Source organism: Parabacteroides faecalis, assembly GCF_022809355.1.
In the GTDB taxonomy this organism is placed as follows: domain Bacteria; phylum Bacteroidota; class Bacteroidia; order Bacteroidales; family Tannerellaceae; genus Parabacteroides; species Parabacteroides faecalis.
In genome coordinates, this window is sequence record NZ_JAKZMM010000006.1 from 69,036 (window position 1) to 87,742 (window position 18,707).

Consider the following 18,707-nt stretch of genomic DNA (forward strand, 5'->3'; position numbering starts at 1 on the left):
ATTTACCGAGATTTGTCACATCAAAAAACCTGTTAAAAGTAATGAAGCTATTCCTTATAGATGCGTATGCATTGATTTATCGTTCGTATTACGCTTTTATCAAAAATCCAAGGATCAACTCTAAGGGTGTAAATACATCTGCCGTTTTTGGCTTTATCAATACATTGGAAGATGTTCTGAAGCGTGAGCAACCTACGCATATCGCTGTCGCTTTTGATCCGAAAGGTCCGACTTTCCGTCATGAAGCATTTGAACAGTACAAAGCACAACGGGAAGAAACTCCGGAAGTCATCCGTCAGTCGGTTCCTGTCATTAAAGAGGTCATTCAGGCTTATCATATTCCAATTCTGGAAGTACCATATTATGAAGCCGACGATGTGATCGGAACAGTGGCTAAACAGGCCGCAGCGAATGGATTTGAAGTCTATATGATGACTCCCGATAAAGATTATGGGCAGTTGGTTGCAGATCATATTTATATGTATCGTCCGAAGTTTGGTGGCGATTATGAAGTATTGGGCGTTTCAGAAGTATTGGAAAAATATCAGTTGCAGTCGACGGAACAAGTCATTGATTTGCTCGGTCTGATGGGTGATACTGCTGATAATATTCCGGGTTGTCCGGGTGTTGGTGAGAAGACGGCGCAGAAGCTGTTAGCCGAGTTTGGTTCGATCGAGAATCTGTTGGCAAATACGGATAAACTGAAAGGTGCGCAGAAGAAGAAAGTCGAAGAGAATGTAGAGCAGATCCGTTTCTCCAAGTTTCTGGCAACGATCAAGACGGATGTGCCGATTACTTTTGATGCTGAACTGTGTAAGCGGGTCGCACCAGACGAGGACCGTTTGGTTGAACTTTATACAGAGTTGGAGTTTAAGACTTTTATTAACCGGCTTAAAGGCGAATCTTCGGTGGTATCTTCTTCCAAAGAGCCTAAAGCCGCGGTTCAATATGACTTATTTGCTACCGAACCTGTGGTAGAATCGGAAGTCTCTTCATTGGCAGATATCAATACGATGCCTCACTCCTATTATCTGGCAGATACGGCAGAGAAACAAATCGCTTTATGTGAGCAGTTGTTACAGGAGAAATCGTTTGCCTTTGATACGGAAACAGAAGGTCTGGATCCATTGACGGCTGGTTTGGTCGGTATGTCTTTTGCTATTCGGGAACAGGAAGCCTGGTATGTTCCGGTTCCGGCAAATCGGGAAGAAGCAACTGATATTGTTCTTCGGTTGGCTCCTGCCTTACAACATCCGGAGATTGAGAAAGTCGGTCAGAATATCAAGTTTGATATCTTGGCTTTACGGAAGTATGGCGTTCGGGTGAAAGGTCCGTTATTCGATACGATGCTCGCTCATTATCTGCTGAATCCGGAGTTGCGTCATGGCATGGATTATCTGGCGGAGACTTATCTGAAATATAAAACGGTTCCGATTGAAGATCTAATTGGTCCGAAAGGGAAGAAACAGGCTTCTATGCGGACAGTTCCGATCGAACAGATTAAGGAATATGCAGCTGAAGATGCGGATGTGACATTACGGTTGAAACATTACTTTGCTCCATTGCTGAAACAAGAAGGTTTGGAATCTTTGTTCTTTGAGATGGAAATGCCTTTGATTTATGTATTGGCAGAAATGGAAGCAACGGGTGTGAAACTGGATACAAATGCCTTGAAACAGTCATCAGAAGTCCTGAGCCAGCAGCTGACTGCTTTGGAAGAATCTATTTATGATTTGGCCGGGCAATCATTCAATATTAATTCCACCAAACAAGTCGGTGAGATCTTGTTTGATAAGTTGAAACTGGATGAAAAGGCGAAGAAAACTAAAACCGGTGGTTATAGTACCAGTGAAGAAGTTTTGGAAAAGATTCGGGGTAAACACCCGATCGTTGACAAGTTGTTGGAATATCGTGGAATCAAGAAACTGCTGAGTACGTATATCGATGCGTTGCCGGCTTTGATTCATCCGGAAACCGGAAAGATTCATACCTCGTTCAATCAGGCTGTAACGGCTACCGGACGATTGAGTTCTACCAATCCGAACTTGCAGAATATTCCGGTGCGGGATGAATTGGGGCGTGAGATCCGGAAAGCTTTTATTGCCGACGATGATGACTGTATTTTCTTCTCGGCCGATTATTCTCAGATTGAATTACGTTTGATGGCCCATTTGAGTAATGATCCACACATGGTAGAAGCCTTTTGTAGCGGAGCAGATATTCATGCTGCTACGGCTGCCAAGATTTATGGTATTCCGGTAGAAGAAGTCACCAGCGACATGCGTCGGAAAGCTAAGACGGCCAATTTCGGTATTATCTATGGAATCTCTGTCTTTGGTCTGGCCGAACGGCTCAGTATTCCAAGAGCGGAATCCAAGGAATTGATTGATGGTTATTTCCAGACTTATCCCCGGATTAAAGAATATATGGAAGAGAGTATTCGTGTAGCCAAAGAAAAAGGTTATGTTGAAACCTTGTTCAAGCGGAAACGTTTCTTGCCGGATATTAATTCGCATAATGCGATTGTACGTGGCTATGCCGAACGAAATGCAATCAATGCGCCTATACAGGGAAGTGCAGCTGATATTATCAAGTTGGCGATGATCCGAATTCATCAGCGGTTTGAAGCGGAACATCTGAAAAGCCGGATGATTCTGCAGGTACATGATGAGTTAAACTTTAATGTACGGAAAGAAGAGTTTGACCGCGTTAAGGAAATCGTTTTGGATTGTATGGAGCATGTCCTGCAACTTCGGGTTCCTTTGATTGCGGATTGCGGTGAAGGGAAAAACTGGCTGGAAGCACATTAAGTCAATGTAGATGTAAAGAAACACGTAACTTAAATTATAATAGGAATGAAACACTGGGTATGTCGGGGCAGATGGCTGCTCCTTGGTTTGTTGTTGGCCGGAGGTTTGCAGGCACAAGACAAGCTGTTGAAGACGCGCGATGCGCAAATTACATTGAACGAACAAGGATACTATGCTTCTATTCAGGTAAACCAGCAAGAGATTTTACAGGGGAAACAATATCCTGTGGTCTCGGTTGGTACGGATGGAAAAATGATTTTACCGACATCGATGAAGGCTTCGGGCAATCAATTGAAGCTGACGATGGCTGATGGCGGGAAGATCACTTTGCGATATAAAGAATCGGATGCTTGTATTCGGTTGGAAGCCGTATCGGTTCCACAGCAATATGATGTGTTAGTCTTTGGCCCGGTAGGTGTTAAGATTGACGATGTCGTAGGTGAAGTGGTAGGTGTGGCTCAAGGTGATGGTTTGGCTTTTGGTATGCAGGCATTGAATATCAAGACGACAGCTGGTATTCCGGACGGATATGTGGAATCAATTGCCGAACAGTTTAATTATACAGGTGAACCGACTTCTTTGTCGGTTAGTACGTTGTTGGGATATAAACAGGCTGCTACGAAGACAACAGACGGAACTGTTTTCCAGTTGGCTGCCCGACGTCGTGACCGGGAAGAATTCCGCCAGGTACAACAAATCAAACAGTCGTGGACATTGCCGGTAGAAGGAGAAGATGGTCCGATTAAAGGGGCTGCTGTCGGACTGTTCGGTTGTAAGCAGGCGGATGCTTTGGAAAGGATTGGTGAGATCGAAGTGGCTGAAGGTCTTCCCCACCCGATGCTGAACGGAGAATGGGCAAAGATGTCTCGTGAATCGATGAAATCGTATTTAATCTCCGATTTCACCGAGAAGAACTTTGATCAGACTTTGGCAAAGGCGCAGATTGCCGGCTTTGATTATGTCTATCACGAAGGACCGTTCCTCGATTGGGGACACTTTAACTGGAATCCTAATTTTGCGGCTGAAGGTGATGCCGGAGTCAAGAAGATGGTTGATAAAGCAAAGGCGTTGGGCATCGGTGTCGGCGTGCATACGCTGAGTAACTTTACGACAACGAATGATGCTTATGTGACACCTGTGCCTTCCAAACATTTGCTGAAACAGGGAAAACTGACTTTGGTCTCTCCGATCAATTCGGAACAAACGGATATCCTGATTCAGAAATCGGAACTGTTTGCCATGCCATTGACCTTGAATGCGCTGCAGATCGAGGATGAGTTAATTTCATTCGGCTCTGTAGAAGATAAGGGCGGGCAGATGTTATTGAAAGGTTGTAAGCGTGGCGCTTGGGGAACAACGGCAGCTGCGCATGATGTTAAACAGCCTTTGTATAAATTGTGGGATTATCCTTATAAGACCTTGTTTCCGGATCTTACTTTACAGGATGCTTTCTCCGATCGTCTGGCTGAGATTATGAACAAGACCGGTATTTGTCAGATCTCTTTCGATGGTTTGGAAGGTTGTTCTTATACGGGGCAGGATGAATATGCGATGTCTCGTTTTGTAACCCGTTTCTTTAATCAGGTCAATCATCCGTTACGCAATGATGCGAGCCGACTAAGTCATAACACATGGCATATTCATACTTATACCAATTGGGGTGAACCTTGGGGCGAAGCCATGCGTACCGGACAAGTAGAAAGCCGTATCAAGAATCAGGCCTTTTATCAGCGGAATCTTTTCCCACGAATGTTGGGTTGGTTCCTGATTCGTCTGGCCGATCGCCGGCAGGAATGTACATCGTTGGAAGATCTGGAATGGGCCATGTCGGAAGCAGCCGGCTTTGATGCGGGTTATGGTATGACGATTCGCAGCAATACATTCCGTCGTCATGGGCAGATCGACCGTTTGTTGCAAGCTATCCATGATTGGGATTATCTGCGCGAGCAGCAGGCTTTCACTGAAGAACAGAAGGCTCGCCTGCGTGATCCGCTGACGGAATGGCATCTGGAGAAATTGGATGAGAAGAACTTTAACCTGTATCCATTGTATATCTCGAAACATTTTACCTGTAACTTGGGAGAAATGCAACCGGGACAACCGGGCGGTTCGGATTGGTCGTGGACGACTCCTTACGAAGGTCCGTTTGCAATCCGCCTGAAAGTGGATGGCGATGGTACGATCAAAGATCCGAAGTTTACGACTCCGAATGGTGTGATCAAATTCCCTTGTGAAATTTCCGACCGGCAGTACTTGCTTTATACGTTCGATGGGAAGGCAGTCGTGACGGATAAGAATTATAATGTAATCGAAGAAGTCCAACCGGAAGGTGTCTCCCATATTCCGTCGGGTTCGTCGGCTGTCTCTTTCTCTTGTGAATCGTTGGGCGAAGATCCGGTAGATGTAATCATCCGTTACATCACAAAAGGAACTCCTGAGAAGATCACGGTTCAATAATCATACTACTTCTCCCCTATTTTAACCCCTCCAAAACTCGCGTATTTCGGGCCGACGGTCAGGTTGCTTCCGAATTTTCGAGTTTTGAAGGGGTTAAATTGTCTATTTTTGCTTGTAATAGTTTTATAACTAGTGGAATAGATTCTACAAATCTGATTCTGGTTTTAGAACTGTTTTTTGAGGCCTGATTGATACAAAAGAAGGCTTTTCTGTAAAAGAAATGAAAGAATAGATGAATTCTATTTTGTTCGCCCATGCTGATTATATATTCGCCCACGCTGAATATATAATCTCCGCCGTCGAATATATGTTCGCCGTGGGCGAATAAAGATTTCTTTATTATTAACAAATTATTAACCTATTATAATATATATATATATACTGAGGATATTTTCTTTCTATTTTTGTAAATACTACCTTTGCCTGAAACGAGTGGCAGTATTAATTTGAACTATTAAATAAAGATACCATGAATGGAAGTAGAAAAATGCAGAAGGCTGTTTGTGCTTTTCTTTTAGGAACAACCTTGTTCTCTTGTTCAGATCAGAAAGAAATCCAAATCACCGGAACCGTACGGAACTTGAACGGCGGGATGATCGTTTATCAGCAATCTATTGCCGGTATGATGAATTCGAAAACGGTAGATACATTACAAATCCAAAGCGATAGTACATTTACATTGACTTTACCGGCCAAAGATAATGAACGGGTGAATTTCATTTGGTATGGAAAGGCGGTATTGGGTTCGGTTATATCGAAAGGAGGAAAAATACAATTGGATGTGGATGCAACGGCGCAAGAACCTTTGACTATCCAAGGAGTGGATGAAAAAGAAGTTGCCGTTTCTCGATTGCTTAATCAGCTGAATGCCGATGTATGGGATTTGCGTGCCCGCCGTGGCGACCGTTGGCAGATAGCTAAAGATACGGTTGCGACATCTGTTGCCCAAAAGCTGAAAGATGATGCAGCTTCTATGGAGTCGCAATTGGCAGGTTTGGATAAAGACTTGCAGGAAAAAGCCCGACAAGATATACGGATGCAGCTGTTACTGGCTTTTCAGAACCAGACGATGGGTGCATTTTATCGGACATCGGAAGCAACAAGGCAGGAGTGGTTTACCGAGTTGGAGCAGATGACGGCCTTTTGCGTCTTGGATAATCCGAACAGTACTTTTAGTCCGGCCTTTTATGATGTGGTTTCCAATGAAATAGGCATCCGATATTATATGCGTCAGGAACCTATGCCGGAAGGTGTAGAAAATAGTATTGGTTTGATGTATTACAGTTTTGAACATCGTTTACAGGGCAAGGCACAAGAAGCAGCTATGGCCCAGCTTTTCTTGGAAGATCAGGAAAGGCAGATGAACGATCCGAAGATGCCGGTTTATGCCGAACGTTTCCTGCAATTATATCCGGAAACTCTCTGGCAACCGTTGGTACAGGAAGCAATGGAAAAGAACCGGGCATTTAATCAAACCCGGATTCCGGAAGATATTCATTTCCCGGATGTCTCGCAAGCAAAAACTTTCCAGGATATAATTGCACCGTATAAAGGAAAAGTGATCTTTATGGATATTTGGGCAACATGGTGTGGTCCGTGTCGTGATTCATTTGCCTTTGTAAAACCGTTACAGGAATATGCTCAGGAGAAAGACATTGTTTTGCTGTATCTCTCAATTGATAATCCGGAGGCTGAGGAGAAATGGAAGAAGATGGCTGCTCATTATGATTTGAAAGGGGAACATGTCCGCATTCAAGAGGCTTTCAAGCAGGAGATTTATGATACGTTTGGTTCGAATGGCGCCTTGTATATTCCACATTGTGTGATTATTGGCAAAGACGGAAAGATCCGTCAGAAAGTAGCGGCTTCGCCGGAGAAGATGGATGAGTTGAAGAAACAATTGGAAGAAGCAGCTAAATAAACGACGATGTTTTTACGTAGGCTCATAAGAAGAGGTATTGGATTGCTGGGGTCGTGCTGGTTTATTTCGGTTGGTGCACATTCGATTCCGGACAGTATTGCTGTCCGCTTACAAGGTTTTGCCTCTGCTTTGGAACAATTCGGAAAGGCTTTGCCTCAGGAAAAGGTGTATCTACACTTTGATAATACCAGCTATTACCAAGGTGATCCGATTTGGTTTCAGTGTTATGTCGTGACTTCCGAATTTAATCAGCCTACAGCGTGGAGTAAGACGTTGTATGTGGAGTTATTGAATCCCGGAGGCGAGATTGTTTCCAGACAGATTTTACCAATCCGAAACGGCCGTTGTCAGGGGAATTTTACGTTGACGCAATTGCCTTTCTATTCCGGTTTTTATGAGATGCGTGCTTATACCAAATATATGTTGAACTTTGGAGAGGCAACCATCTTCTCTCGTATTTTCCCGGTGTTCGACAAACCGGATTCGGAAGGCGATTATACCCAAAAAGAAATTTGCCGGCATCCGGGAAAGTATCCGCAGAAACGGGAAAAAACCAAGAAAGAAAAGAAACTGAATCTCCGCTTTTATCCTGAAGGAGGAACGTTGATTCGTGATGTTCCGGTGCGGGTTGCCTTTGAAGCGACCGATGCTTTCGGTAATCCGGTGGATATCTCCGGTTGTATCTTGAATAAAGAGAAAGAGGTTGTTTCGACTTTCCGGACAGGCCACGAAGGAAAAGGTGTTTTTACCTATGTAGCTGATACGGAAGAAGGGAAGGCGGAAGTGGTTTGGCAGGATAAGAAATATCGCTTCTCTTTGCCGGAAGCTCAAGAACAGGGCTTCGCTTTTTCGGTAGACAATCTAAGTAGTCCGGATAGCTTGGCTATTACGGTACAGAAGAACCGTTTTACGCCGGCTCAGGTATTGGGAATGGCAGTTATGAGCCGGGGTAAATTATATAATTTCTGCATGCTGACGGTCAAGAGAAATCAACCTTTCTCTTTCCGATTGGATAAGAAGAATTTACCGGCAGGTGTGTCTCAATTGGTCTTGTTTGATAAAGCCGGACAGGTTTTGGCAGATCGTCTGGTTTTTGTCGGGAAGCCGGATACCTTGTCGTTGGCTGTTCGGACGGATAAAGAACAGTATCTTCCGTATGATTCAATAGGTATTTCTTTCGAGGTGAACGATTCACAAGGAAAGCCGGTACAAACGCCCTTGTCGGTGTCGGTTCGGGACGGCTGGGAAGAAGTGGAAAACAGGCATTCGATGTTGACGGATCTGTTGCTGATGTCGGAAATCAAAGGTTATGTGCGCCGCCCTTCCTGGTATTTTGAGTCGGATGATACGTTACATCGTCGGGCATTGGATGAATTGTTGATGGTACAAGGCTGGAGACGTTATGAATGGAAACATTGGGCTGGTGTGGAACCGTTTGAGCTGAAGTATTTGCCGGAGCAGGGAATCGAATTGCACGGTCAGGTCGTTTCGATGGTTCGCAGTAAGCCACGTCCGGATGTACAAGTAACTTCTTTTCTGACGAAACGAGGCGAAGAAGACAATCCGACGAATCAGCATACACCTTACTTTGATGTTTTTACTACGGATAGTTTGGGAAGATTCTCTTTCATTTCTCAGGTGGAAGGAAAGTGGAATCTGATTCTTTCCGTTTCTGAGAAGGGAAAGAAGAAAGATCATCGGATTGTTCTGGACCGGGTGTTTCATCCGGAGCCTCGGAAATATCCGATGGCAGAATTGCAGGTACATATTGCAGGAGATGAAAAGGTCTCTTTGCCCGATACACTGCCGAATGATACCGTATTTCTGCAAGAAAGTGTGGAGCAGTTGTTCAAGACGTATGAAGACTCTCTGCGGAAACTAGGAATGGACGAAAAGATTCATCGTATCGATGAAGTTGTAGTCAAGGCTAAGAAGCAGGATAAAGCAGCCGAAGTTTATAAAGCCCGGACCAAGTCGATTGCTTATTATGATGTTGCTTCCGAAATAGACGATATTCAAGACCGTAATGGTTTTATCGGCGATGATATTCATGAACTGATGATCAATATGAACTCGGAGTTCTATCGGATGCATAGTCCAAGCGGGCAGGAATATCTTTTCTATAAGGGAAAAATGGTACTCTTTTCGATCAATTACGAACGTACTTATCATAATGAAATGGATTATAATAAATATCGCCTGCTTCCTTTAGAGGCGATCAAATCCGTTTATATCAGCGAAGACTATGGAACGATTTGCCGGTATGCCGATCCGCGTTTTACTCCGATGAATATTGATAAGTTATATCGGTGTGTTGTCTTGATCGAAACTTATCCGGAAGATCAAATCTCGGTGAAAGGCGGGAAAGGTGTGCGCAAAACCTGGCTGGAAGGATATAGTGAAGTAAAAGACTTCTATCAGCCCGATTATCGCGTACTGCCGAAAGAAAATGATTATCGTCGTACCCTTTATTGGAATCCGGCACTGCCAACGGATGAAAAGGGAAAGGCTTTTATCCGTTTTTACAACAACAGTCGTTGCCAATCTCCACGGATCACGGTTGAAACTCTGACGGAAGATGGCAAAATTGGAGTCTTCCAGCAGTGATTATAATGTGGAAAGTTTATTTATCCATGGGTGTATGAGATATGATAATAATCTTTTCACTTATCTTTTCTAAAGCTTTCCGCTGTTCTGTGTTGAAGTTTATAATCCAAATAATTATGTACGCAAAGTAAACAGACTGTGTACGGAATAAATAATGAAAATCTTTTTATCATACAATTAAAAGTCGTTCTTTAATCAATTATTCTCTCACTTTCAGATATAGGTCTTTGTTCGGTTTACCATGCTCATTGAGAGAATAATGTAATACAAAATTACAACGGTGCATAAATTGGGCTCCGATATAATTAGCATTCACTACTCGACTGTTCACTACCTCACAAGAATCTATACGAGTCCCGGCAACCGTAACAGGAATCTTGAAAATAGTGAGTGTATCTGTTAGTTCTTTTCCATGCTGTTTGATTTCTTCTTCGTAATGGAAATGTGTTTTCAGCCGATCTGCAAGCGCGTTGTTTATCTCCAATACTCCTGTATAGCCCAAATCGAGCGTAAAGCATACTTTTTCATTTACTCCTTCCATATAAATCGAAATGGAATCTTCGCGAAGACCTTGAGGAAAATGGATCATTCCTACGGTCTCCTTTGTCAGCAAGTCTTTGTTATTGGAATGAAAAAGAGTCATCGTGCCTGCTTCCGTATCAAATTTCCATGTGCCGATAGCCAACAGATCAGTTCCGAAAATGCCTTCACCTATCACGTCATATATTATATTATCCTTACGGATACTATTAAACATCGGCTCTTGGATGCTTGTCTTACCAAAAGAAATGGAAGTAAATGTGTACAACTCAGGAGAGTATTCTTCTTGATACGCATTGGTGCTTTTAATCGGCAAATTCCCCCAGTATTCACCGTTATATGTATGAATGGAATCTTCACGCATAAGGCTTGTTGCTTGTGTGTCAATGCGGAGAGGAACTTTATGCGTGCCGTTAATGATACAATCAATCAAAAACCAGCCCTCTTTGCTGTATTGAATCGAAGATTGATAGCACGCATTTTCCGGTAGGGTTGAACGGTAGGCAAGTATATGCGAACTATAACGAACAAACGGATAAACAAACCAAGCAACTCCTGCACCAATTAAGACTATCAATGTTACCACGATAATCAAATTACGTTTTGTCTTTTTCTTCATTGCATTATTTAGAGTTAGTTCATTGAAAATAAGTAGATGTAAATAGGGTGAATAGTGCAATTTGTTTCACTTTGTATGTTATAGACAAAAATTACTGTATTCACTGAATACAAAATTATGAAAAAATCTTATAAAGCAGATGAATTCTGCAAATATCTTGACTTCTTGACAATAATCTATACTCTCGTTGTATGGCTAATACATTACAAATAATGTTGATTAATAAACTCTTATTATTCAGGATCAATTCAAAAATATAGATATAAAGGTATTTCCCCTTAATATATGGATATATCTAAATATCAGATAATCAAAATATCAATACTTTTAGCAATGTATTAGCCCTGTTTCTCGTTATCAATTAATTTTTTGACAACTGTCGTAAAGCTTTTCCATATATGTGCTAAAGCTTTTTGACTAATATGGAAAAGCTTTAGCACATCTGTCAAAAAATTAAAAGGTCATAGTTTTTGCATGACAAATCAATCGGAAAGGAATATTCAATCCCGATAACGCGGTAAAATGAAGTCTTGAAAATGGATTTGGAAAGAGGAAAAAGTGTTTCGGTAGGGCCTAAAACAATTAAAGGCTGTCTCACGACAACCCCTAATCAAACTTTGTTAACCTTAAATCTAATACTATTATGAAAAAACCACATTGCAAATGTACGCTTTGTCAATAGACTAGTCAAGTCTTTCGTATATAATTAATGTTAATAGGCTTATTTTTTATAGTGCTCAACAAAATATTCATAGACAACACGGGATACATCAGCGATGATCCGGGCGTTCTTCTTGTCTGATTCGCGCGAGTTCATCACAAATACGGCAATGGTATAATATTGTCCGTTAGGCAAAACGACGAAACCCATATCGTTGTCGGCTATTTTGTAGCCGTATTCATTCCGATCGGAACTACCGGTTTTGTGTGCCAGGAGGACATCTTTCGGCAATCCGGCTTTCAACTTGTCTTTTCCGGTGCTGCAATCGGCCATAGCCCGTTGGATAAATAGCTTTTGGCTTTTGTTGCATATCGGTTGTTGCAGGAATGTTTCCAGCAGCAAGACTGCCGATGACGGTTTACACCAGTTCAACATGCAATTGTCTGGGTTGGCATGCATCAATGACTCGGTTTGCGAGATGGCTACATCTTCGATACCCAACTTATGAATGTATTTTTCGGTTACTTTCGGACCGCCAATCAGATCAAACAAAACGTCGCACGCATTGTTATCGCTATCGATCAGCGAATATTTCAGTAGATCTCCGACACTCATGGTAAAGTTTCCTTTCGGATTGGCATCTCGCATCGGACTGTGTGTATTTGCCAAAAGCTGTGATTGCTTGACCAATATTTCGGTATTCAGGTCTTTTTCGTTCTTATTGAGGTAATCCAGCACCGACAAGGCTTGATGAAATTTAAAAGTACTCATCATCGGATACCGGTACATATTATTAACCGTTATCAACTCGTTGCCGTTGAAAATCACGGCTACTCCTACCGTGGCAGCTTTCCCGGCAAGTGTCTCTTTTAATCGTGCGCCCAAGTCGTTCGTCTGTGCTTTTCCTAAAAAGGCCAACAAACAGAAACAGACGAATAAGAAAATACATTTTGACTCTCTTCTCATAACCTCAGTAATTAATTATAGCTATAAAAAAAACTCCTTGCAAACAAAATTGTTTACGAGGAGTTTGTTGTGCGGCTGAAGGGACTCGAACCCCCACGCCGTGAAGCATCAGATCCTAAGTCTGACGTGGCTACCAATTACACCACAGCCGCTTGAAATCGGTTACAAAAGTAATGCTTTTTTCTGTAAAAACAAATTTTTCCGCCAAATTTGCTTCCAATTATTGGTCTTTGTCGATAATTCCTTGCAAATACAGAATAGCACTTTCTATAATCGTATCCACACCTCGTGCTAAATCTTCTTCTGTTATCTCTACCTGTATGTCCGGATCGATTCCGAATTCTGTCAGTTTCTTATCGGGATCAAGCATCGGACAAGCTGAGAAACGTACCTGCCAGCCGTTCGGAAGTTCGGAATTAAACGGTAATCCGCTTCCGCCACCCGTTTTGTCGCCCATAATGGTCACTTGCGGAAAGATCCGCATGGTTTGTACGAAATCATTGGCGGCACTATAACAGTAACGGTTGGTCAATACAACTACCGGACGCAGCCAACAAATATAAGAAGTTGGTTCCAAATAAACAGGATAAGGCTCGGAAAAATCCTGATGTCCTTTGCCTGTTTTATGTTGGATATAGCCTTTTAAGACTTGTTCCTCGGTAAATCGTGAGGCAAACCGGTCTGAATAGGTCAGTACTCCGCCTCCATTGTCGCGTACGTCAATGATCAAAGCTTTACAGTCTTTGAAGTGATAGAGTACATAATCAAGGTTCGTCTCACCGATGCCACTTGAGAAACTGGCATAACGGATATAACCAATCTGGTCATTATGCATTTTCTTATATTTCAAGCCTCCGGCTATTTTATAGTCTTTTCCCAAATAAAGCTCGTTCAGATCATCATAAAAATTGGGCGGATAATCCTGATACCAGTCCCAATATCGTGCTACATCAAAGCTGGAATACAGATTGGTATGTCCGTCTTTCAGCTCAGCCAGCATCTCTCCCATCAGATCAAATAAGGCAAATTGGTTCATAGTATCCGTCAGTTGGGCCGAATAGCGGTCATGAACCTCATCCCAGTCCACCTGTTTGTAGTCGAAGAAGCAATAATTCTCATCCAGTATTTTCCACAAAGCCTCAAAATTCGTCCGTGGATCTACGGTATATTCGTCTGTATCCTTGCAGGCTGCAAGGAAAAACGAAGCAAGCAAACTCAACATCAACCACCACTGTTTCATCTTCAATAAAATACGCTGTTATGTTTTGATTCCTGTTGCATTTTCCGACCGCCAAAAGATATAAATTCTCTCACAAAACCAATGACGAAGGAATGTGACCGGATATGACTCTGAATCTGGTTAACATCCAGATAGTATAAACTGTTCAGGTAACCTGCTCGGAAAGTGAATTTCCCGATGGGAAAATCGATGGTCACATAATTCTTCATGGCCTGTTTGTTATGGAAAGAAGTAAACGGAACGATTCCCGATTTATTTCCGCGGTCGAATATCTCGTAGTAAGATTGTCCGTAATGAGGAGAGAAAAGAATCCCGATGAAAGGTATTTCCATTTGATACCGCAAAGTGAGCGGATAATTCCGTATTCGGAAATTATAGATCGCTTGCGCCGACAGATTCAGATCGAGATCTGCTTTGGCTGAAGCCGGGTTATTGCTGGATCGGACACAATAGATAAATCCGCCCATGGCGTGCACAGAGGCACCTGCCAGCAGTTTTAAAGCCGGAACCGGATTGAAGTGATAGTGATATCCCAACGTATAATCCAAAAAGCCGCTGAAAGCTTGTGTCGTGCCTGCTCCGTTTTGCGTACTGGCTATATCTGCATTGAAGACTTGTTGGCGTGAAATACGATGGTCTGCCAGACGAGTCATCTTCATCCGTTCGTTCATCACACGAATACCCCAGCCAGTATAAGGAATCCGGCTTCCGGGCGTCAGATATGTATCCATCAGGTTATATCCGCCAATACCTATAAGTGTTGCCGTATTGATAGGTTCTTGCTTCTCTCCTTCCTCCGAGAAGACTGGATTGGCAAAGAACAACAGCAACAGGCAAGTAAGGATTTTATACATCATCATCTTTAAATAACTTCATCTGTCCCATAATTTCATCCCTTACATCTTCCGGATTTTCGGGTGTTTCGGTAGTAACGGTTTCTGGTTCGGCCGTTTCTTCCGGTTCTGATTCTTTGGGAGTTTCCGGATATCGGGTTGGCTCCAGTTCGTTGATGGTCTCTACCTGATGTGTCGTGAGTCGTTTTCCTCGGGCTTTAACGCCTCGGGCAACGACAAACTCTTCGGCTTCAACAATGAGCGGTTCTCTGAAGCTGTCAATACCGCCAAAGATAATTTCAATGCGGGGATAACATTCGTCGGTCAGCAGATATATGCTGTTCTTCGGGTTGTCACCCAATAGATTCCTCCGGTTTCCGGCTTCCAGAAAGAAACGTTTCAGATAAGGTGCTTTGTGTTCTGCCTCATAATAAGCTGCTGTCCATATTTTGGTTTGCTGGAATTTCTCAATGACAAGGATATCACTTTCGTAGTGATTGCTTAGGTCAAAGTTGGTCGTATAATATTCTCCATTGCGGCGGATCACGAGAATCTGGTCTTCGCTTTGGAACTCGCCCAATTCTTCTCCTCTTCCGTCGTAGTTCAGTCGTAATACATCCCGGTCAAACCAAACCATGCGTCCGCCTAAAGTCGAACTTCCCCGTTGCTTTAATACCACTTTGTGGATTTCGGCTTTCGTCAGAGTGTTTCCGATTGATCCGCGGCCTTTGATAGCAATCGTACTGAAGTCCTTTTCGAACATCAGCAGTTTCTGGCGTAGTTTTGGTTTCAAGATTACTTTTACCGTTTCGGCTTCTCCGTTGGTATTGGCACTGAAATACAAGATACGCGAGCCTTCTGTTCCTTTGGTCAGGTTGTATTCCCGGTCGCGTGTAATGCCTACGATGGCAAAACGTTTGATGAAGTTAGAACCCATCTTGCCGTCACGGTAAATCACGTTGTAGATTGTCCGGCTGTCGTTGCGGTTGAATACGTTCAGATAGATAATATCCTTTCCGACAAACATCTTTTCTGATATCTTGACAATCTTATAAATACCGGAACGGTAGAAAATGATAATATCATCGATGTCTGAACAGTTGCATACAAATTCATCTTTCTTCAGGGAAGTTCCGATAAATCCTTCTGCCCGGTTGATATATAATTTCTCATTGGCTTCGGCCACTTTAGTTGCCTGAATGGTATCGAAGTTGCGGATCTCCGTCAGACGAGGATATTGCTTGCCGTATTTGTCCTTCAGCATCTGGAACCATTGGATTGTGTAATCCACGATATGAGCCAGATGATCCTGAATGCGGGCAATGTCAGTCTGGATTTGCAGGATCTGTTCTTCACATTTCTTCGTATTGAATTTCAGGATACGGGCCATTTTGATTTCCATCAGCTTCAATAAATCATCTCGGGTTACCTCACGGATGAAATTGGGCTTAAATGGAGTCAGACGCATATCTACATGAGCGATTGCTTCGTCCATCGATGCAGCCTGTTCGAATTCTTTGTCCTTGTAGATGCGTTCCTCGATGAATATTTTCTCCAAAGAAGCAAAGAACAAGGTCTCTTCTAATTCTCCTTTTTCGATTTCCAGCTCTTTTTGCAGCAGCGACAAGGTATTGTCGGCCGAATGTTTTAATACATCGCTTACGGTCAGGAAATGCGGCTTGTCGTCTTTGATGACACAGCAGTTGGGAGAAATACTGATCTCGCAATCGGTGAAGGCATATAAGGCATCAATCGTCTTGTCGGACGATACGCCGGGCGCCAGATGTACCAGAATTTCTACGTTCTTGGCAGTATTGTCGTCTACTTTCTTGATTTTGATCTTGCCTTTGTCGTTTGCCTTTAAGATTGATTCGATGAGCGAAGAGGTCGTTCTTCCGTACGGAATCTCTGAGATTACCAGTGTCTTGTTATCCTGTTTGCTGATCTTGGCCCGGATTTTGACTGATCCGCCCCGTTCGCCATCGTTGTATTTGCTGACATCGATGTAGCCTCCTGTCTGGAAATCCGGATACAAAGCGAACTCCTCTCCTTTCAGGTACGAAATAGAGGCATCCAATAGTTCATTGAAGTTATGCGGAAGAATCTTGGATGAAAGGCCGACGGCAATTCCTTCTACACCTTGGGCCAGTAACAAAGGAAATTTGACCGGAAGCGTAACCGGTTCACGATTGCGGCCATCGTAGGAAGCTTGCCATTGGGTTGTCTTCGGATTAAATACCGTTTCCAGGGCAAATTTGGAAAGGCGGGCTTCAATATAACGAGGTGCAGCCGCACTGTCGCCCGTCAGAATATTACCCCAGTTTCCCTGACAGTCAATCAACAGATCTTTTTGCCCTAATTGAACCAGCGCATCTCCGATGGAAGCGTCGCCATGCGGATGGAACTGCATGGTATGACCTACGATATTAGCCACTTTGTTATAACGGCCATCGTCCAGTCGCTTCATGGAATGTAAGATACGGCGCTGTACTGGTTTTAATCCGTCATTGATATGAGGCACGGCGCGTTCCAGTATCACATACGAAGCATAGTCGAGAAACCAGCTTTGGTACATGCCGGAAAGATGATGCGTGATTCGGTCTGATGATTTATCTGGTATTTTATATTCCGAATGTTCTTCACTGATTTCATTTCCTTCATTTGCTGGAGACGATGTTTCTTGGGCTTCGTTTGTGCTCGGCTCGTCTTGTTCGGATATGTTGTTTTTATCGATGTCTTCAGGTCTCATATCTATTATTCTGGCTTTCCTTTCAATTTACCCATTTTAATAAACTGGGTGTAAATATACAAAATTATTCAAGGTTTTTGGCTATATTTGAGCACTAAAATAGTTTTTTATGATACAACTGAGACGAATTACACAGGTGAATGACCCGGATTTATCCCGGTTGATGGATTTGTACATTCTTTCTTTCCCGGAGGAAGAACGTCGAGACGAAAAACAACTGTTCCGGATGATTGAGACCGTTCCGGAGATGTCGTTTAACGCAGTAGAAGAGAATGGAGAATTATGTGGATTGTCCGTATTCTGGGATTTGGGTGAGTTTTATTACATGGAGCATCTGGCTGTCTTTCCGGAAATGAGAAATCGGAAGATCGGTCAGCAGATTCTGGATTATTGGAAAAATCATCTTCCGAAATTACAGATACTGGAAGCTGAACCGGCTGTCGAAGCGATGGCTGTCCGACGCATCGGTTTTTATGAGCGAAATGGCTTTCAGGTGATTTATAAAGATTATGTGCAGCCTTCTTATCGGAAAGAGGAAGATAGTTGCCCGCTATGGATTTTAGGTACAGGTCCACATTCGGATATTCAGGAATGTATCCGGCTGATCAAGGAAAAAGTCTATAAAGAACCGTTGAAACTTTTACAAGCGTAAGTACTGTTCCTGGTAGATGAATCATTAGTCTGCCAGGAATTTTATCAGGGCACGGGATCATATCCGCTTCCTCCCCAAGGATGGCAGCGTAAGATACGTTTGATTGCCAGATAAAGACCTTTGAACGGTCCGTGTTTCTTCAATGCCTGAACGGCATATTCCGAACAAGTTGGTGTATAACGGCAAGAAGGTGGATTCAGTGGTGAAATACAGTATTTGTAGAAATAAATGGGAATGAGCAACAAGCTCGTCAGGAACTTTTTCATTGGATTTTCTCTCCTAACAGACGAATGGCTTTTTCCATGGCTTTTTCCATGGTTTCGTAGGATGCCAATTCTTTTTCCAGGAAGATAAAGGCAATCGCCAAATACCTGCCTGTCGTTTGCAATGGTTCAAAAAGCGCCTGCTTGCGGATCCGGTAACTTTCACGGATCTGGCGTTTGACGGCATTTCGCTTGACGGCTCTTTTAAACTTCTTTTTGGAGACACTGATTAAAATAGACGCAGGTACACTTCGTTGTTCTTCTATAACCGTGTAGACGACCCGTAAAGGATAAGCGATGAACGACTGTCCTTCCGCAAAAAGAAGGTCAATGTCACGTTTCCTCGACAGGCGTTCGGCTTTCGACAAAGTGTACCTGCGATCTGTCAT

At 43.0% G+C, this 18,707-nt stretch carries 12 protein-coding genes and 1 tRNA gene; 5 read left to right on the forward strand and 8 right to left on the reverse strand.

What is annotated here, in order from left to right:
- Positions 1-41 precede the first annotated feature (41 nt).
- From polA to MUN53_RS03530, 4 genes are all read left to right on the forward strand, one after another.
- Positions 42-2,810: a DNA polymerase I gene (polA, locus tag MUN53_RS03515; protein WP_243323426.1), complete on the forward strand. Its 2,769-nt coding sequence runs from the start codon at positions 42-44 to the stop codon at positions 2,808-2,810.
- Between the two features lie 45 nt (positions 2,811-2,855).
- Positions 2,856-5,267 carry a hypothetical protein gene (locus MUN53_RS03520; protein WP_243323427.1) on the forward strand — a complete coding sequence of 804 codons (2,412 nt, stop codon included), beginning with the start codon at positions 2,856-2,858 and terminating at the stop codon, positions 5,265-5,267.
- Positions 5,268-5,736: 469 nt separating this feature from the next.
- Positions 5,737-7,188 carry a TlpA disulfide reductase family protein gene (locus MUN53_RS03525; protein WP_243323429.1) on the forward strand — a complete coding sequence of 484 codons (1,452 nt, stop codon included), beginning with the start codon at positions 5,737-5,739 and terminating at the stop codon, positions 7,186-7,188.
- Positions 7,189-7,194: 6 nt separating this feature from the next.
- Complete coding sequence (locus tag MUN53_RS03530; protein WP_243323431.1) at positions 7,195-9,795, forward strand: hypothetical protein; 2,601 nt, start codon at positions 7,195-7,197, stop codon at positions 9,793-9,795.
- Positions 9,796-9,994: 199 nt separating this feature from the next.
- Here MUN53_RS03530 and MUN53_RS03535 read toward each other — a convergent pair whose 3' ends face one another.
- From MUN53_RS03535 to MUN53_RS03560, 6 genes are all read right to left on the reverse strand, one after another.
- Entirely contained in the window at positions 9,995-10,954 is a 960-nt protein-coding gene (locus MUN53_RS03535) for a hypothetical protein (protein WP_243323433.1), read from the reverse strand.
- Positions 10,955-11,675: 721 nt separating this feature from the next.
- The gene (bla, locus tag MUN53_RS03540; RefSeq protein WP_243323435.1) at positions 11,676-12,581 is read right to left on the reverse strand and encodes a class A beta-lactamase, subclass A2; all 906 of its coding nucleotides are present in this window, start codon (positions 12,579-12,581) and stop codon (positions 11,676-11,678) included.
- A gap of 70 nt (positions 12,582-12,651) precedes the next feature.
- Positions 12,652-12,733 (reverse strand) — tRNA-Leu (locus MUN53_RS03545).
- 68 nt (positions 12,734-12,801) lie between these two features.
- Entirely contained in the window at positions 12,802-13,821 is a 1,020-nt protein-coding gene (locus tag MUN53_RS03550; RefSeq protein WP_243323436.1) for a S41 family peptidase, read from the reverse strand.
- 2 nt (positions 13,822-13,823) lie between these two features.
- Positions 13,824-14,681 (reverse strand): DUF3316 domain-containing protein, encoded by an 858-nt coding sequence (locus MUN53_RS03555; RefSeq protein WP_243323437.1) that lies wholly within the window; start codon positions 14,679-14,681, stop codon positions 13,824-13,826.
- Complete coding sequence (locus tag MUN53_RS03560; protein WP_243323438.1) at positions 14,668-17,403, reverse strand: DNA gyrase/topoisomerase IV subunit A; 2,736 nt, start codon at positions 17,401-17,403, stop codon at positions 14,668-14,670. Before MUN53_RS03560 ends, MUN53_RS03555 begins: the two co-directional genes overlap by 14 nt.
- A 109-nt stretch (positions 17,404-17,512) precedes the next feature.
- Between MUN53_RS03560 and MUN53_RS03565 the strand changes: the two genes are divergently transcribed.
- Entirely contained in the window at positions 17,513-18,055 is a 543-nt protein-coding gene (locus MUN53_RS03565; RefSeq protein ID WP_243323439.1) for a GNAT family N-acetyltransferase, read from the forward strand.
- 44 nt (positions 18,056-18,099) lie between these two features.
- Here the strand turns inward: MUN53_RS03565 and yidD are convergent, their stop codons facing one another.
- A complete protein-coding gene (yidD, locus tag MUN53_RS03570; RefSeq protein ID WP_243323440.1) occupies positions 18,100-18,321 on the reverse strand; it encodes a membrane protein insertion efficiency factor YidD in 222 nt (73 codons plus the stop codon).
- On the reverse strand, positions 18,318-18,707 hold the full coding sequence (rnpA, locus tag MUN53_RS03575; protein ID WP_022454501.1) for a ribonuclease P protein component: 390 nt from the start codon (positions 18,705-18,707) through the stop codon (positions 18,318-18,320). The genes yidD and rnpA overlap by 4 nt, the downstream gene beginning before the upstream one ends.

Coding starts and splice junctions, on each gene's coding strand:
- polA (WP_243323426.1), top strand. CDS start 42: ATGAAGCTATTCCTTATAGATGCGTATGCATTGATTTATCGTTCGTAT.
- MUN53_RS03550 (WP_243323436.1), bottom strand. CDS start 13,821: ATGAAACAGTGGTGGTTGATGTTGAGTTTGCTTGCTTCGTTTTTCCTT.
- yidD (WP_243323440.1), bottom strand. CDS start 18,321: ATGAAAAAGTTCCTGACGAGCTTGTTGCTCATTCCCATTTATTTCTAC.
- MUN53_RS03555 (WP_243323437.1), bottom strand. CDS start 14,681: ATGATGATGTATAAAATCCTTACTTGCCTGTTGCTGTTGTTCTTTGCC.
- rnpA (WP_022454501.1), bottom strand. CDS start 18,707: ATGACAGATCGCAGGTACACTTTGTCGAAAGCCGAACGCCTGTCGAGG.
- MUN53_RS03560 (WP_243323438.1), bottom strand. CDS start 17,403: ATGAGACCTGAAGACATCGATAAAAACAACATATCCGAACAAGACGAG.
- MUN53_RS03525 (WP_243323429.1), top strand. CDS start 5,737: ATGAATGGAAGTAGAAAAATGCAGAAGGCTGTTTGTGCTTTTCTTTTA.
- MUN53_RS03535 (WP_243323433.1), bottom strand. CDS start 10,954: ATGAAGAAAAAGACAAAACGTAATTTGATTATCGTGGTAACATTGATA.
- MUN53_RS03520 (WP_243323427.1), top strand. CDS start 2,856: ATGAAACACTGGGTATGTCGGGGCAGATGGCTGCTCCTTGGTTTGTTG.
- MUN53_RS03530 (WP_243323431.1), top strand. CDS start 7,195: ATGTTTTTACGTAGGCTCATAAGAAGAGGTATTGGATTGCTGGGGTCG.
- bla (WP_243323435.1), bottom strand. CDS start 12,581: ATGAGAAGAGAGTCAAAATGTATTTTCTTATTCGTCTGTTTCTGTTTG.
- MUN53_RS03565 (WP_243323439.1), top strand. CDS start 17,513: ATGATACAACTGAGACGAATTACACAGGTGAATGACCCGGATTTATCC.